We start from the raw sequence: 14725 nt of genomic DNA on the forward strand, positions 1-14725 counted from the left end.
GGGCGTGCCTCAGCCCCAGGTGCGGGAGCAGAGGACCAGGCGGTATCCGTCGGGGTCGGCGACCGTGACGCCGTAGTCGTCCCAGTAGGGGTTGTGGGAGGAGACGCGGGTGCCGCCGTGCTCGATCAGGCGCTGGACGAGGGCCGGATCGGGCTCCCGGCCGAGGTAGACGACGAACAGGTCGTCGACCGTCGGGGACGGCGGGATCGGGTTCTCCGGGTCGTGCGTCAGCTCGAAGTGCCAGCCGCCCCCGGTCGGTCCGACCATCACCAGATCGTGCTCACCCGACACGTGACCGCTGGTGCGCCACAGGACGTCCAGACCGAGCCCGTCCACGTAGAACCGCTCGGCGGCCTCCAGGTCGAGCGAGGGGCGGGCGACGCGAACGTGGGTACGTGAATCGATCATGCGGGGCAGGGTACGCCGCCGTGCGCCGGGGAGCCGGGTCGCGCGGGACGATCCGTCAGATGGGGCGGATGGGTGGACGGGCGGGGTGCCGTCAGGCCCGGCCCGGGGCGGTCAGGCGCCCACGCGCGCGCCGGTGACCTTCGCCGTGAACCCGTCGAGGTTCCCGAGCGCCCGCTCGATCCGCTCCTCCAGGCTCAGGGTCTCCACGTAGGCCCCCGTCGCCCGCTTGGACCGACGCTTGCCCCGCAGGTACAGCGAGCAGGCCAGATCGGCGCAGAGGTAGATGCCGACGGTGTTGCCCTCCCGGCCGCGGGCCCCGGCGAGGGGAGCGGACAGCAGCGCCACGTCGGACGAGGCGTGCCCGGTCAGGCAGATCATGCAGATGCTGGACTTCAGGGCACTGGCGCCGTTCGACGCGGGCACGCGCAGGGTGATGCCCACGGGCACGCCGTCGGGGCCGGTCCGCACGAGGTGGGCGCGCAGCGGGGCGCCCGGGTCCACCCAGCCGAGGAAGTCCAGGTCCTCCCAGGGCAGGTCGCCGAAGTCCAGCGGCAGCCGGAGGCGGGAGGCCTCGCCCTTCGTGCAGTTCACGAAGGAGCCACGGATCTGTTTCTCGGAGAGCGGGTCCATGCGGGGGACGATACGCCGATATGCGTGCCCGCTGCACGTGCTTTGTCCGGCGCCACCGGCCTCCGCGGGACGCCCCCGCCGGACGATCACGTGAAGTGGCAGTGAAAAGCAGGTGCGGTCGGTCGGGGGCCCGCCCTAGCGTGAGGCGGTGAGCAGCGACTATCCATTCGCCGACGGGCACAATCTCGTCTGGGACCTGACCGGCTTCGGGCCGGACGAGGAGATGGTCGAGTCCTGCTCGCTCTCGCGCGAACAGTTCCTGGTGGTCCGGCACCTGTTCGTGCTGGGCGACGATCCGTGGATGGTGACGGGGGAGTACCGGGTGGTGCCCGGCATCTGGCCCCACCTGCGGCGCATCGTCCCGGGTCTCGGTTTCCAGCGCGACGCGGACTACTTCCTCGGCGCCCGTCAGGCCCTGCCTGACGGGCGCTTCTGGCGTCCGGCGATCGGCGTGACCGCGCCGGGACCGATACCCCCGCCGTGACGGGTTCCGTCAGCCGGTGACGCCGCCGAGGAACGCCGTCCACACGGCGGGCGCGACGGCGAGCTCGGGACCGGCGGCGACCTTGGAGTCCCGGACGTGCACGGTGTCGGCGCAGGCGGCGACCTCGACGCAGTCGTCGCCCTGGCTGCCGCTGTAGGTGGACTTGTGCCAGGAGAGGGCGACCTCGACGCAGCTGTCGCCCTGGCTGCCGCTGTAGCTGCTCTTGAACCACCGCAACTCGGAGTCGTTCACAGAGAACCTCGCATTCGCATCAACAGGTCCGCGCTGTCAGCCGGATTGAGGGCCTGGATGCGAAGTTTGGCATACCGCCGATGAAGGATGCTGACGTCTTTCGGGTCCGTGATCACGAGACCTGACTGCTGTCCCTCGCTGTACCCCAGCCACTCGTGTTCCCAGGTTTCGAGTAGCCGGAAGGGCCCGTCGGCGCCCGCGTGCACCGGCTGGACGAGCGGCATGATCTGGATGTCCACGTTCGGCAGCAGCGAGCACTCCAGCAGGTGGTCGATCAGCTCGCGGGTGACCTCCTTCCCACCCGTCCGCCGTTCGATCAGACTCTGCTCGACGATGAAGCTGAACATGATGTACGGGGTGCGCAGCAGCAGCTTCTGCCGTTCCGACCGCGCCACCATCCGCGCCTCCAGGTCCCCCGCGGTGGGCAGTGGCGGGACGGTCTCGAAGAGGGCCCGCGCGTACGGCTCGGGTTGCAACAGGCCGGGGATGGCCCGGCATTCGTACGTGTTGAGCGCGATCGCACTGTCCTCGTGCTCCGCCCACCGCCTGAACCACGACGCCAGCCCCCGCCTGCGCTGCAACTGCTTCGCCGCGAGCCGGATCACGCCGAAGGCGTCCAGCGCCTCCTCCGCCTTCTCCACGAACTTCGTGGACGGGTGGCGGCGGCCCTGTTCCACCGAGCCGATGTACTGCACCGAGTAGCGGATCAGGGGGTGCAGTTGTTCCTGCGTCAGTCCGGCGCGTTTGCGGAAGGCCTTGACCGTCTCGCCGAAGTGGCGCAGGTCGCCGTCCGGCTCGGGACCGCTTTCACCGTTGTCGTCGACACTCGCCATGGAGGTCACCTCCTGACGATCAGGTTCACGGTATGTGACCGCTCCTGTCCAGCGCGTGGACTCGTACAGATGAAAAGTAGCGGTCGGATTGCTGTGAACCACCTTGTCCAAACGGGACGTTGATTCCATGACCGCACCCGCCGGACCCGCCGGCCACCTCGTACGTGTGTTCACTCAGCGTTTCAGCTCGACCCCTCGCGGCGCCCGCCTCGGCCGCCGGTTCGCCCTGCTGGCGCTGCACGACTGGGGCATCCCCCACCGCTCCGAACTGTCCGACGACGCCGCGCTGCTCGTCGCCGAGCTCGCCGCGAACGCGATCGTCCACGGCCGGGTCCCCGGGCGGGACTTCGAGCTGCGGATGGTGATGTCGGAAGGGGTGCTCCGCATCGAGGTGTCCGACGCGAGGGCCGGCGCCCGGCCCGCCGTGAGCCCGTACGTGCACCATGCGGAGGGCGGTCACGGTCTGCGGCTCGTCGCGGCCGTCGCGCGCGACTGGGGGGTCGTGTCGAGGACGGTCGGCAAGACGGTGTGGGCGGAACTCGTCACGCCCGGCCGCTTCCCCCGCCCTGATCCGGATCCGGGCCCGGGTCCGCGACGAACACGCTGAGCACGTACGTCGTCGGGTGGGTCAGGCGGCCACAGAGCATGTCGATCCTGATGTCCTCGTCCGCGAAGCCCTGGTGTCGCAGCGCTTCGGCCTCCTCCCGGAACCGCGTCCGGTCGTCCGTGACGAACCGCCGCTCCCAGTGACCCGCCCGCTCCGCCCGCCGGCGGCGCGCCGCCGCCTCCCGCTCCCGTCGTGCGCGCTGCCCCGGCATCCGCCACCCCCTGATCCGTTCGACTAATTCGTTCGACACGGGTTTCCCGCCGTACGACACTGCCCGCGATGACACGACGAACCGATACGCCCCCCGCCTGGGACGAGCGTACGCAGCTGACCACATTCCTCGACTACGCCCGTGACACGGCCCGCGCCAAGTGCGAGGGGCTCTCCGCGGAGGACGCCCGCAAGGCGCCGCTCCCCGGTTCGCCCCTGATGACGGTGTGCGGACTGATCGGCCACATTCGGTGGGTCGAATACCACTGGATCCAGGTCGTGTTCCTCGGCGAGGAGGTCGTCGGGCCCTTCGCCGAGGTGACCGAGGAGGACCCCGACCCCGAGATGCGGCAGTCGCTCGACGTCCCGCTGCCCCGCCTCCTCGCCGAGTACGAGGAGCAGAGCGCCCGCTACCGCGCCCTGCTCGCCGAGCACGACCTGAACGCGAAGGCGGTCCGCACCATCCGGGACGGCCGCCACGTGGACCTTCGCTGGATCCTCCTCCACCTCGTCGAGGAGACCTCCCGCCACAACGGCCACCTCGACATCATCCGCGAACTCCTCGACGGCCAGACCGGAGTCTGAGCCGGGCGGGCGGAGCCCGAGCCGCGGGCTCCGCTACGGCTTCGGCGGAAGCTTCGGCAGGTCGGTCGGGAGGGCCGTCGGGAAGCGGTCCGCCGCGTACCGGTCGAAGGTCTCCGTCGCGCCGCCGGCCCAGGCGACCTTCAGCTTCTTGGCGTCCACGGACTCCACCCGGCCCTTCGTCCGCCTGCTGCCGGCCGGGCACGCCAGGTCGATGGTCGCGCCGCCGGCGGAGCCCTCGCAGACGATGCCGGTCGCGGACTCCGACAGGAAGGCCGACTTGCCGTTGACGGTGAGGACGACGCCCATGCCCGGGGTGGCCGACGCGATCCAGGCGCCGTCCAGGCTGCCGGCCGCCGAGTCCTTGCCCGTGCCCCCGGCGGCGGATCCGGCCGCCGGGCCCGAGGGCGAGGGCGAGCCCGTCGGCGAGCCGGATGCGGACGCCGGGGGCTTCGCCTGCTCCCGCTTCGCGTCGTCGCCCTTGTCCGTACCGCCGCCGCCACAGCCGGCGAGCGTGAGCGCGAGGGCGGCCGTCGCGCCGACGGCGACGAGGCGGACGCGCTGGTTCGTGTGCATGAGTGATCCCCCGGTGGACGCGACCCGATCGGTCGAACGCGTCAACGTACCAGGGGTCCCCCGCCCCCTCGCCGGGACGGCGGGCCGATCCCGGTCACGGTGGGCCGGTCAGAGGTACGGGGCGAACTCGTCCAGGGTGCGCAGCACTTCGGCCTCGCCCGCCGACGGGAGTTGCAGCACCACCTCCTCGATCACGAGGCTCTCGTAGTACGCGAGCTTGCCCGCGTTCGGGCGGACCGCGTACGGGACCACCTGGAGGTCCTTCGGGTCGCGCCCCGCGTCCTCCCACACCTGCCGCAGCACCGGCACGGACTCGCCCAGGCCGCCGCCGCCGATCGGGAGCCAGCCGTCCGAGTGGTCGGCGATGGCCGCGAACAGCTTCGGGCCGGCCGCGCCGCCGATCAGGGTGCGGGGGCCGTGGAGCGTGCGCCCGGAACCGAGGTCACGCGCGGGCCGCACCGGCTTCGGGTACGCCCGGCTGGCCTGGACGGAGCCGTACGCGCCCTCGTACGCGGTGGGTTCCGGAGCCCAGAGGGCCCGCATCAGCGCCATCCGGTCCCGGACCAGTTCGCGCCGGCCCGACCACTCGACGCCGTGGTCGGCGGCCTCCTCGACGTTCCAGCCGTAGCCGATCCCGAGCGTGAACCGGCCGCCGCACAGGTGGTCCAACGTCGCGACCTGCTTCGCGAGGGCGATCGGGTCGTGCTGGGTCACCAGGGTGATGCCGGTGCCGAGGTCGAGGCGCTCCGTCACGGCCGACGCCTGACCGAGGGCCACGAACGGGTCGAGGGTGCGCCCGTACTCCTCCGGGAGGTCCCCGCCCATGGGTGCGGGCGTGGTCCGACTCACCGGGATGTGGGTGTGTTCGGGCAGGTAGAGCCCGGAGAACCCACGCTGCTCCAAGGCGCGGGCGAGGCCGGTGGGGGAGACGGTGAGGTCGGTGAGGAAAATGGTGGCGGCGATCCGCATGGCCGAGGCACCTCCGAGACGTGGGGCGGCCAACGTACGGGGTTCGGCGTGCGGACGGCAGAGGTTCGACACGGGTTCGACACGGTGGGTTCGACACGGCGGGGTGACGACATGGGCGACATGAACGGCACGGGGACGATCACGGTCCCGGAGCAACTGCACGGCTATCCGGGCGTGGCCTTCGGCGGCTACGTGGCAGGGCTGCTGGCCGGCCGGACGGCGCCCGAGGGGACGGCCGTACGCGTGGACTTCCGCAGGCCCGTGCCGACCGGGGCGCCGGCCTGGCCGACCCCGGACCCGGACGGCGGCACGGCCCTGCTGGACGCCGACGGGGTGCTGCTGGCCCGCGCGACCCGGGCCGCCCTGCCGCCGACCGGGGACGTGCCGCGGGCACCCTCGCGGGAGGAGGCCGAGAAGGCCGCCGACGCCTTCCGGGCACACCCGCCGGAAGGACAGGCCGACTGCTTCGGCTGCGGTCTGGGCCGCACCCCCGCCACCGGACTGCGCCTGCACTGCGGGCGGGTGACCGGCCGGGACCTGGTCGCCGCCGCGTGGACCCCGGGGGACGAACTCGCCGGACCGGACGGGACGTTGCCGCCCGAACTGGTGTGGGGCGCACTGGACTGCCCCGGCAACGCGGCGGGCCGCCTCCTCGCCCACCGGCCGGCGGGCGCGGTCACGGCGGCCCTGACGGCCCGCCTGCTGCGTCCCGTACCGGTCGGGGGCGCGGGCCTGATCTCGTACGCCTGGCTGCTCGGCGGCGAGGGCCGCAAGTACACGGCGGGCACCGCGCTGACCACGGCCGACGGTGAACTGTGCGCGGTGGCCGAGGCCCTGTGGATCGAGCCGCGCCCCCGGACCTGACGGGGCGCGGGCGGGGCGGGGACCCGGTCGGGCCCGGCCCCCGGGTTCGCGCGTTCGGGTTCGGGTCCGCGCGCCCGGTTCCGCCAGCGGTCCGGTCAGCCGCGCGGGTAGCGGGCCAGCCAGCCGGGAGCCGAGACCGAGGGCCCGTGCAGGGCGGGCCCCTGGGTCATCTCCAGGGCGAAGTCGTCGGAGAGTTCCAGCATCGTGGACCGCCCCTCCAGATCGGCCAACCAGGCCGCCGGCAGGGCGGTCTCCCCGTGCAGGGCGCCCAACAGCGCGCCGCACAGGGCGCCGGTGGCGGTGGAGTCCCCGCCGTGGTTGACGGCGAGCCGCAGCCCGTGCGGGACGTCCTCGGCCACCAGGGCGCAGTACACGGCCACGGCCAACGCGTCCTCCGCGTCGCGGCCGTCGCCCGGGGACAGCGACTCGACCACCTTGGGGCTGGGTTCACCCTGGGCGGCGGCCGAGACGGCCCGCCGGAGGGCGTCCGTGACCGGCTGATGCTGGGCGCGGGCGCCCAGCAGGCCCAGGGCCCGCCGGATCGCGGCGTCGAGGGACTCGCCCCGGGTCAACCCGTGGACGATCACCGCGAGGGCCCCGGCCGACAGGAACGCGGTGGGGTGCCCGTGGCTCTGCGTCGCGCACTCCACGGCGAGTTGCAGCACGAGCGCCGGCTCCCAGCCGACCAGCAGCCCGAAGGGCGCCGAGCGGACGGTGGCCGCCGCGTCCCGGGCGGTGGGGTTCTTCGGCTGTTCCAGGGTGCCGAGCGTCTCGTCGGCGAAGCCCGTCATGCAGGCCCGGTCCGGGCCCCGCCGGGCGTACAGCCACTCCTCCTGGGCGAGCCAGCCGTTGTCCTTGCGCCGCTCGTCGGGGCCCCAGTCGTGCTGGGTCGCCGCCCAGCGCAGGTAGGCCCGGTGGACGTCGGTCGGCGGGTGCCAGCCGCCGGTGTCCCGGCGCACGTGGGCCCGTATCAGGCCGTCCACGGTGAACAGGGTGAGCTGGGTGGACGCGGTGACCGTGCCCCGCCGGCCGTGGGCGGGGGCGAGTTCGGTCAGCCCCGCCAGGCCGTACGCCTCGCGGATGCCGTCGAGGGAGAGACCGGCGACGGGCGCGCCGAGCGCGTCCCCGATGGCGGCGCCGAGCAGGGTGCCGCGCACCCGACTGCGGAAGTCCTGCTGCTCGACCCGACCCCAGAGGGCGGGGCGCACGTTCGCGGGCACCTGGTCCGGGAGCTGTGCCTGCGCCTGCGGGGTTTGCGTCCGGGCCTCCCGCGCCTCCTGTGTGGCGGGAGCGTCCGTGGTGGCGGACGTGGGCGTGGTCGGCGCCGGTTCCTCCACCTCCACCGATGTCGCCACCGACGTCGCCACCCCGTTCGTACCGGCTGTTCCCGTGCCGGCCGCGGTCGCGGTCGTCATCGTGTCCATGTCGTCCCCCCAAGCTCTGGCGCGCACTGTAGTGGACAGGTTCGGTCGAATCCGGAAGGAGTAAGTCACGCCGCCCATAAGTGGCCGGAGAACGGCCGGAATATGAATGGTTCCGGACAGGATCTCGCCGGATGAGACAATCGTGGCACGTTTTGCCACTGACCTCGGACCCGGTTGTTTTCGGCCATACCGCGTTCACCCGGCGTTGTCCGCGGGCCCACGGCCTCGACGACATGAAGAAGGCACTCCTCGCCGCGACCGTCGTCGCCACCACCCTCGCCGCCTCCCTGGTCGCGGCCCCCGCCGCGACCGCCGCGGGCCGGGAATCCCCCCGGGACGGCCGGCACCAGAGCCGTTCCGCCATCCCCTTCACCGAGGCCTCGGTCACCGCCGGCGCCGACGGTGCGTTCACCCTCCGGTGGAACACCCGCGGCACCGAACGCGTCGAGATCCGGGCGAACGGCAAGGTCGTCGCCAAGGGCGGCTCCCGAGGCCGGGCCGTGGTCACGGGACTGCCCGCCGCCGACCGCCAGTGGTTCGACTTCAAGCCGCAGCGCGGCCAGGGCCTGCGCCTCGCCGACCGCCTCGTGCGACTGGAGGGAACGGCCAACTTCCGCGACGCCGGCGGCTACCGCACCACCGACGGCCGGTGGGTCAAGATGGGCGAGATCCACCGCTCCGACGCCCTGGCCAAGCTCACCGACAACGACCTCGCCAAGCTCCGCCGGCTGGGCGTGAAGACCGTCTTCGACCTGCGCACGACCGACGAGCGCACCAAGGACGTCGACCGCGTACCGGCCGGCGCGACGTACGTCGTGGCCGACGTCTTCGCCGGCTCCGGCTCCTTCCAGGCCCTGCCGAAGACCCCCGAGGAAGCCGCCGGAGGCGATGATCGACGCCGAGAAGAGCATGGTGTCCGGCGAGGGCGGCAGGAAGGCGTACGCCCGGGTCTTCCAGGGCATCGGGACCGACCGCGCCCGCGCCGTCCTCTTCCACTGCACCGCCGGCAAGGACCGCACCGGCTGGTCGAACGCCACCCTGCTCACCGCCCTCGGCGTCCCGCGCGAGACCGTGCTGGCCGACTACCTGGCCGTCTCCCCGGCCGCCGCGCTGACCAGGTGCTGCACCGTGTCCGGCGGCTGAACCCGCGCCTCGTCCGGCAGCGCCGCGAGCAACGGGGCCCGACCCGGATCGATCCCGGTCGGGCCCCGCGCCACGTCGTCGTCCCTGCTCGATCCCTGCCGTCCCCGCTGCCGGCCCTACTCCGCGATCGGCAGCAGCTCCGGCAGGTGCCCGTCCGAGGCCGCGGCCGCCCGCTGCCGCTCCTCGGGCACCTCCCCGTACAGCGTCGTACGGGCCTTCGCCGGCCGCCCGGCCGCCTCCGCGACCGCGATCAGGTCCCGCACCGACTTGTACGAGCCGTAACTCGACCCCGCCATGCGCGAGATGGTCTCCTCCATCAGCGTCCCGCCCAGGTCGTTCGCACCCGACCGGAGCATCTCCGCCGCACCCTCCGAGCCCAGCTTCACCCAGCTCGTCTGGATGTTGGTGATGTGCGGGTGCAGCAGCAACCGGGCCATCGCCGTCACCGCCCGGTTGTCGCGGACCGTCGGACCCGGCCGGGCGATCCCCGCCAGGTACACCGGCGCGTTGGTGTGGATGAACGGGAGCGTCACGAACTCCGTGAACCCCTCCACGCCCTTGGCCACCGCGTCCCGCTGGATCCGGGCCAGCGTGCGGAAGTGCCCCAACCAGTGCCGCGGCTGGTCCACGTGCCCGTACATCATCGTCGACGAGGACCGGATGCCCAGCTCGTGCGCCGTGGAGACGACGTCGATCCAGTCCGCCGCCGGCAGCTTGCCCTTGGTGAGCACCCAGCGGACCTCGTCGTCCAGGATCTCCGCCGCCGTCCCCGGAATGGAGTCCAGCCCGGCCTCCTTGGCCGCCGTCAGCCAGTCCCGCACCGACATCCCGGTGCGGGTGGCACCGTTGACGACCTCCATCGGCGAGAAGGCGTGCACGTGCATGCCGGGCACCCGCTCCTTCACCGCCCGCGCGATGTCGAAGTACGCCGTCCCGGGCAGGTCCGGATGGATGCCGCCCTGCATGCACACCTCGACCGCGCCCACGTCCCAGGCCTGCGCCGCCCGGTCGGCGACCTGGTCCAGCGAGAGCGTGTACGCGTCCGCGTCCGTACGGCGCTGCGCGAACGCGCAGAAGCGGCAGCCGGTGTAACAGACGTTGGTGAAGTTGATGTTCCGCGTGACGATGTACGTGACCTCGTCGCCCACCACCGACTTGCGCAGGTCGTCCGCGATCCGGCACAGCGCGTCCAACGCCGGGCCGTCCGCGTGCAACAGGGCGAGGGCCTGCTCGTCGGTCAGCGCCGTCGGATCGTCCGCCGCCCGGGCGAGGGCCGCCCGGACGTCCGTGTCGATCCGCTCCGGGACCATCCCGGGCGCCGCGGCCTCCCGCAGGGCGTCCCAGTCCCCGTAGACGTGATCGAAGTCCTCGCGCCGGTCGCCCGTCCGCCCCTCGGTGTCGATCGTGGTGTGCAGGTCGGTGCGCCCGTACGCGGTGAAACCCTCGTCGGGCTCCTGCCACGGCCGGCCCTCGACCGCGGCCGTCTCGTCCGCCAGCCCCGTCCGCGCGTCGGCCAACGCCCGCACGTGCGGCAGCAACCGGGGATCGAGCCACGGCTCCCCGCGCTCCAGGAACTCCGGATAGATCGTGAGGCGCTCGCGCAGCTCGAAGCCGGCGGCGGCCGTCCGCGCGGCCAGCTCCTCGATGTGCGGCCAGGGGCGCTCCGGGTTCACGTGGTCGGGCGTCAGCGGCGACACCCCGCCCCAGTCGTCGATGCCCGCGCCGATCAGCAGCGCGTACTCCTCGTCGACCAGGTTCGGCGGAGCCTGGATGCGGGCCGACGGACCGAGCAGGTGCCGGGCCACCGCGATGGCGGCCGCCAGCTCCTCCAACTCCGCGTCGGGCATGCCGCGCATGGCCGTGTCCGGCTTCGCCCGGAAGTTCTGGACGATCACTTCCTGGATGCCGTGGTAGCTGCGCTGGATCCGCCGCAGCTCGAAGAACGCGTCGGCGCGCTCCTCGTAGGTCTCCCCGATGCCGATCAGCACCCCGGTCGTGAACGGGACGTTGGAACGCCCCGCGTCCTCCAGCACCCGCAGCCGGACCGCCGGCTCCTTGTCCGGGGAACCGTGGTGCGGGCCGCCGGGCTCGGACCACAGACGGGTCGCGGTGGTCTCCAGCATCATCCCCATCGACGGCGCGACGGGCTTCAGCCGCTGGAGCTCGGACCACGACAGGACACCCGGATTGAGGTGCGGGAGCAGACCCGTCTCCTCCAGAACCCGGATCGCCATCGCCCGCACGTAGGCCAGGGTGTCGTCGTAGCCGTGCGCGTCCAGCCACTCACGGGCCTCGGGCCAACGGTCCTCGGGACGGTCCCCGAGGGTGAACAGGGCCTCCTTGCAGCCCATCGCGGCACCCTTGCGCGCGATGTCGAGGACCTCGTCCGGCGAGAGGTACATCCCGTGGCCGTCCCGGCGGAGCTTCCCGGGCACCGTGACGAACGTGCAGTAGTGGCACTTGTCGCGACAGAGACGGGTGAGGGGGATGAACACCTTGCGCGAGTACGTGATGACACCGGGCCGCCCGGCGGCGTCGAGCCCGGAGTCCCGCACCCGCGCGGCGGAGGCGGCGAGGTCCTTCAGGGACTCGCCGCGCGCCTGGAGGAGCACGGCCGCCTCGGTCGCGTCGAGCGCGACGCCGTCGCGGGCCCGCCGGAGCGCGCGGCGCATCGCGTTGTCGGTCGGAGCGTCACTCGGAGTGGTCATGGCCCGAGCATACGATCCACCGATCCGGCGGTGGAGGGGGTCATCGCATCAGCTCACCGGCGTTGACCAGCAGAGACTGGCCGGTTATCGCCCGTGCCCGGTCCGATGCCAGGAACGCGGCGGCGTCCGCGACGTCCCCGTCCGTCGCGAGATCGGGCAGTGCCATCCGCTCGGTGAGCCGGGCCCGCACCTCCTCCTCGGGCACCCCCTCGCCGTGCGCGGTGAACGTCACGAACGCCTGCACCGGCGGCCCCCACATCCAGCCCGGCAGCACGGTGTTGACCCGGATCCGGTACGGCCCGAGCTCCCGGGCCATCGAGTACATGGCGGAGGTCAGCGCCCCCTTGGAGGCGGCGTACGCGGCCTGCCGCACCTGCGACGGACTCGCCACCGCCGACTGCGTCCCGATGATCACGACGGAGCCGCCGGCCCGCTTCAGCGCGGGCAGGGCGGCCCGCGTCATGCGCAGGGTGCCCAACAGGTTCACGTCGAGGATCTGCTGCCAGGTCCCGAAGTCGGCGTCCTCCAGGCCGCCGAAGTACGAGTCCCAGGCCGCCACGTGCACCACCGCGTCCACCCCGCCGAACCGCTCCTCGGCCAGGGCCACCAGGGCCTCGCAGCGTGCCTCGTCCGTGATGTCGGTCGGCAGGTACGCGGTGTGCGCCCCGTCCGGGTCGATCTCGGCGGCGGACTTGACCAGGTTCGCCTCGGTCCGCGCCCCCAGCACGGCGTTCCCGCCGTCCCGCACCACGGTGGCGGCCACCTGGTGCCCCAGCCCGGCCCCGACCCCCGACACGATGACGGTCTTCCCTCGCAGCAGCATGGCGTGCCCTCCAGGCCGGTGATGCCCACTCAGCAGATCTGACGGGGCGTCAGGGTAGGGCGTGGGGCCGGGGATGGGAAGGGTGGGAGGGCGCCCCGGTCGCGGGGCCGCGAGCCGCCCGGGAGCGGCCGGCGCCGGTGCCCGTGCTGCCGGCCGTCATCCGAACCGGGCCAAAGGGTGAAGAGAGCGCCCACATGGGGTCATTGGGGTGTTTCGGGCGGGATCGAACGGCCCGCGCCGACCCCGCCGGCCGTCCCGACCGAACGAATGACGAAACCGAGACGAATGGTGTGTCATATCTGCCCGGCGCCCGGCGAGTCGCGTCCGAATACCTGATAGACAGAAGATTCACGGCTCGACCAGCCGCACGTTCTGACGGCCGCCTCGGGGGGATCGCCGCACTGTGAAGCCGCTTCACCGTCATGTAGTCAACACCTCACGCAAGGTCCTGTGCACGGCCGCGCTCGCGGCCAGCCTGACCACCGCCGCGGTCGTGACCAACCCGTCGACCGCCGGCGCGGGGGAATCCGAACCGACACCGGACAGTCCCCAGGCCGCCGACCGCGGCGACGCCCGGTTGGACCTGCCCGAAGACCTCGCGAACCCGCAGCCGCCCGCGACCGCGGGCGCCCCCGAGGGCGCGAGCGGCATACCGGGAACGGCCCTCGACGCCTACAAGCGCGCCGAAGTGGCCGTCGCCGCGGCGCTCCCCAACTGCAAGCTGCCCTGGCAGCTGGTGGCGGGCATAGGCCGGGTCGAGTCCGTGCACGCCTCCGGATACGGGCTCAAGTCCGACGGGTCCACCGACCGTCCGATCCGCGGGCCCCGCCTGGACGGCAACGGCTACGCCCAGATCAAGGACACCGACAAGGGCCAGTGGGACGCGGACACCGAGTACGACCGCGCGATCGGCCCGATGCAGTTCATCCCCTCGACCTGGAAGGTCTACGGCGCCGACGGCAACGGCGACGGCCAACGCGACCCCAACAACATCTACGACGCGGCGCTGGGCACCGGCCTCTACCTGTGCGCGGGCGACAAGGACCTCTCGGACCCGGCCAAGCTCGACGCCGCGCTCCTGAGCTACAACAGCTCCCGCGAGTACGTGAACGCCGTCCTCGGGTACATGCGCCAGTACCAGGAAGGCGGCGTCGCCGGGGTCCCGAACCCGCCCGTCGGCACCTACCCGACACCGCCCCCCACGGGCACCCTGCCCGTCCCGCGGCCGCCGGTCATCAGGCCCCCGGCCACCAGGCCGCCGACGGGCGGCACCCCGCAGAAGCCGCCGACGAAGCCGACGACCCCGCCCACCAAGCCGACGACCCCGCCGACCAAGCCGCCCACCAAGCCGGAGCCGCCGGTCGTGCGCCTCGCGAAGCTGTCGCTGATCGGCGAGGCGGAGCTGAAGGCCGAGGTCGGGAGCGCCTTCACCCCGACCCCGAAGGTCAAGGCGCTGCTCGCCGACGGCAAGCCGGCCGTCGGACAGCAGGTCGTGTTCGCCGTGGAACAGGACGACACCACGGGCGGCACCGTCTTCCGGGCCGCCAAGAAGAACTCCGTGGTCGTCACCACCGACGCCCAGGGCATCGCGACCGTCCCCGAGCTGACGGCCGGTCCGAAGCCGGGCACGTTCTCCTTCCGGGCCACGGCGTACGACCTGACGAGCCAGTTCACGGTCATGCTGAAGGGCACCGTCCTCGCGAAGCCCGCGGCGGACCTGCTGGTGCGCGTGGACAGCGGCGCCGACAAGCCGCTCCAGGTCGTCACCGGCACCAGTTTCAAGGGCGTGGAGCTGCTGGCCACCGCCAAGGGCAAGCCGATCGCCGGCACCAAGACCGTCGCGGGCCTGGTCGTGAAGGACAAGGCCACGGACGCGTGGGTCCCGGTGGACCCGGCGACCGCCAAGGGCCCGTACTTCAAGGGCAAGGACGGCGAGAAGCTGACCACCTTGGAGCTGGCCGCGACGGGCGCCGACGGCAGGATCGCCCTGCCGGAACTGTTCACCGACGGCGTGGCCCCGGGCACCTACCAGCTGCGCGTGCTCACCCCGGAGAAGGTCGAACTGGTCCTGACGCTCAAGGTCGACGCCGCTCCGACGGTCCCGCCCACGACGCCGACGACACCCACGACGCCGACGACACCCGCGAACCCGACGCCCACGACCCCGACGACGGCCAAGCCGTAACGGCGGTCCGCCGGCCCGTCCGCTCCC

General features: G+C 72.8%; 15 protein-coding genes and 1 pseudogene. 6 read left to right on the forward strand and 10 right to left on the reverse strand.

The window, feature by feature from the left end; genetic code table 11:
* Nucleotides 1–9 precede the first annotated feature (9 nt).
* Together OHA84_RS21075 and OHA84_RS21080 are read right to left on the reverse strand one after the other, a co-directional pair.
* Nucleotides 10–408, reverse strand: a complete 399-nt coding sequence (locus tag OHA84_RS21075) for a VOC family protein (protein ID WP_266970251.1) — start codon at nucleotides 406–408, stop codon at nucleotides 10–12.
* 111 nt (nucleotides 409–519) lie between these two features.
* The gene (locus OHA84_RS21080) at nucleotides 520–1038 is read right to left on the reverse strand and encodes an FBP domain-containing protein (RefSeq protein WP_053678893.1); all 519 of its coding nucleotides are present in this window, start codon (nucleotides 1036–1038) and stop codon (nucleotides 520–522) included.
* 148 nt (nucleotides 1039–1186) lie between these two features.
* Here OHA84_RS21080 and OHA84_RS21085 point away from each other — a divergent pair, with 148 nt between their 5' ends.
* On the forward strand, nucleotides 1187–1522 hold the full coding sequence (locus OHA84_RS21085) for a hypothetical protein (protein WP_053678895.1): 336 nt from the start codon (nucleotides 1187–1189) through the stop codon (nucleotides 1520–1522).
* A gap of 9 nt (nucleotides 1523–1531) precedes the next feature.
* Here the strand turns inward: OHA84_RS21085 and OHA84_RS21090 are convergent, their stop codons facing one another.
* Together OHA84_RS21090 and OHA84_RS21095 are read right to left on the reverse strand one after the other, a co-directional pair.
* A complete protein-coding gene (locus OHA84_RS21090; RefSeq protein ID WP_266970248.1) occupies nucleotides 1532–1774 on the reverse strand; it encodes a DUF397 domain-containing protein in 243 nt (80 codons plus the stop codon).
* A complete protein-coding gene (locus tag OHA84_RS21095) occupies nucleotides 1771–2607 on the reverse strand; it encodes a helix-turn-helix transcriptional regulator (RefSeq protein WP_266949126.1) in 837 nt (278 codons plus the stop codon). Before OHA84_RS21095 ends, OHA84_RS21090 begins: the two co-directional genes overlap by 4 nt.
* A 127-nt stretch (nucleotides 2608–2734) precedes the next feature.
* On the opposite strand from OHA84_RS21095, the gene OHA84_RS21100 reads away from it, so the two are divergent.
* The gene (locus OHA84_RS21100) at nucleotides 2735–3214 is read left to right on the forward strand and encodes an ATP-binding protein (protein ID WP_266970246.1); all 480 of its coding nucleotides are present in this window, start codon (nucleotides 2735–2737) and stop codon (nucleotides 3212–3214) included.
* On the opposite strand, the gene OHA84_RS21105 is transcribed toward OHA84_RS21100, so the two are convergent.
* Nucleotides 3150–3464: a hypothetical protein gene (locus tag OHA84_RS21105; protein ID WP_371591431.1), complete on the reverse strand. Its 315-nt coding sequence runs from the start codon at nucleotides 3462–3464 to the stop codon at nucleotides 3150–3152. The genes OHA84_RS21100 and OHA84_RS21105 overlap by 65 nt on opposite strands.
* 29 nt (nucleotides 3465–3493) lie before the next feature.
* On the opposite strand from OHA84_RS21105, the gene OHA84_RS21110 reads away from it, so the two are divergent.
* Entirely contained in the window at nucleotides 3494–4009 is a 516-nt protein-coding gene (locus OHA84_RS21110) for a DinB family protein (protein ID WP_053678903.1), read from the forward strand.
* A 33-nt stretch (nucleotides 4010–4042) separates the two neighbouring features.
* On the opposite strand, the gene OHA84_RS21115 is transcribed toward OHA84_RS21110, so the two are convergent.
* Both OHA84_RS21115 and OHA84_RS21120 read right to left on the reverse strand, forming a co-directional pair.
* Nucleotides 4043–4582, reverse strand: a complete 540-nt coding sequence (locus tag OHA84_RS21115; protein WP_266970243.1) for a hypothetical protein — start codon at nucleotides 4580–4582, stop codon at nucleotides 4043–4045.
* A gap of 108 nt (nucleotides 4583–4690) precedes the next feature.
* The gene (locus OHA84_RS21120) at nucleotides 4691–5551 is read right to left on the reverse strand and encodes a TIGR03619 family F420-dependent LLM class oxidoreductase (protein ID WP_266970241.1); all 861 of its coding nucleotides are present in this window, start codon (nucleotides 5549–5551) and stop codon (nucleotides 4691–4693) included.
* Nucleotides 5552–5662: 111 nt separating this feature from the next.
* Between OHA84_RS21120 and OHA84_RS21125 the strand changes: the two genes are divergently transcribed.
* A complete protein-coding gene (locus OHA84_RS21125; RefSeq protein ID WP_266970239.1) occupies nucleotides 5663–6415 on the forward strand; it encodes a hotdog fold domain-containing protein in 753 nt (250 codons plus the stop codon).
* 95 nt (nucleotides 6416–6510) lie between these two features.
* On the opposite strand, the gene OHA84_RS21130 is transcribed toward OHA84_RS21125, so the two are convergent.
* On the reverse strand, nucleotides 6511–7839 hold the full coding sequence (locus tag OHA84_RS21130) for an ADP-ribosylglycohydrolase family protein (protein ID WP_266970237.1): 1329 nt from the start codon (nucleotides 7837–7839) through the stop codon (nucleotides 6511–6513).
* Between the two features lie 233 nt (nucleotides 7840–8072).
* On the opposite strand from OHA84_RS21130, the pseudogene OHA84_RS21135 reads away from it, so the two are divergent.
* A pseudogene (locus OHA84_RS21135) lies at nucleotides 8073–8982 on the forward strand (tyrosine-protein phosphatase).
* 116 nt (nucleotides 8983–9098) lie between these two features.
* On the opposite strand, the gene OHA84_RS21140 reads toward OHA84_RS21135, so the two are convergent.
* Both OHA84_RS21140 and OHA84_RS21145 read right to left on the reverse strand, forming a co-directional pair.
* The gene (locus OHA84_RS21140; RefSeq protein ID WP_053678913.1) at nucleotides 9099–11690 is read right to left on the reverse strand and encodes a bifunctional FO biosynthesis protein CofGH; all 2592 of its coding nucleotides are present in this window, start codon (nucleotides 11688–11690) and stop codon (nucleotides 9099–9101) included.
* 40 nt (nucleotides 11691–11730) lie between these two features.
* Nucleotides 11731–12513, reverse strand: a complete 783-nt coding sequence (locus OHA84_RS21145; protein ID WP_266949140.1) for an SDR family oxidoreductase — start codon at nucleotides 12511–12513, stop codon at nucleotides 11731–11733.
* A 403-nt stretch (nucleotides 12514–12916) separates the two neighbouring features.
* Between OHA84_RS21145 and OHA84_RS21150 the strand changes: the two genes are divergently transcribed.
* On the forward strand, nucleotides 12917–14698 hold the full coding sequence (locus OHA84_RS21150) for a lytic murein transglycosylase (RefSeq protein WP_266970230.1): 1782 nt from the start codon (nucleotides 12917–12919) through the stop codon (nucleotides 14696–14698).
* Nucleotides 14699–14725: the final 27 nt, after the last annotated feature.

Source organism: Streptomyces sp. NBC_00513 (genome assembly GCF_041431415.1).
Classification (GTDB): Bacteria; Actinomycetota; Actinomycetes; order Streptomycetales; family Streptomycetaceae; genus Streptomyces.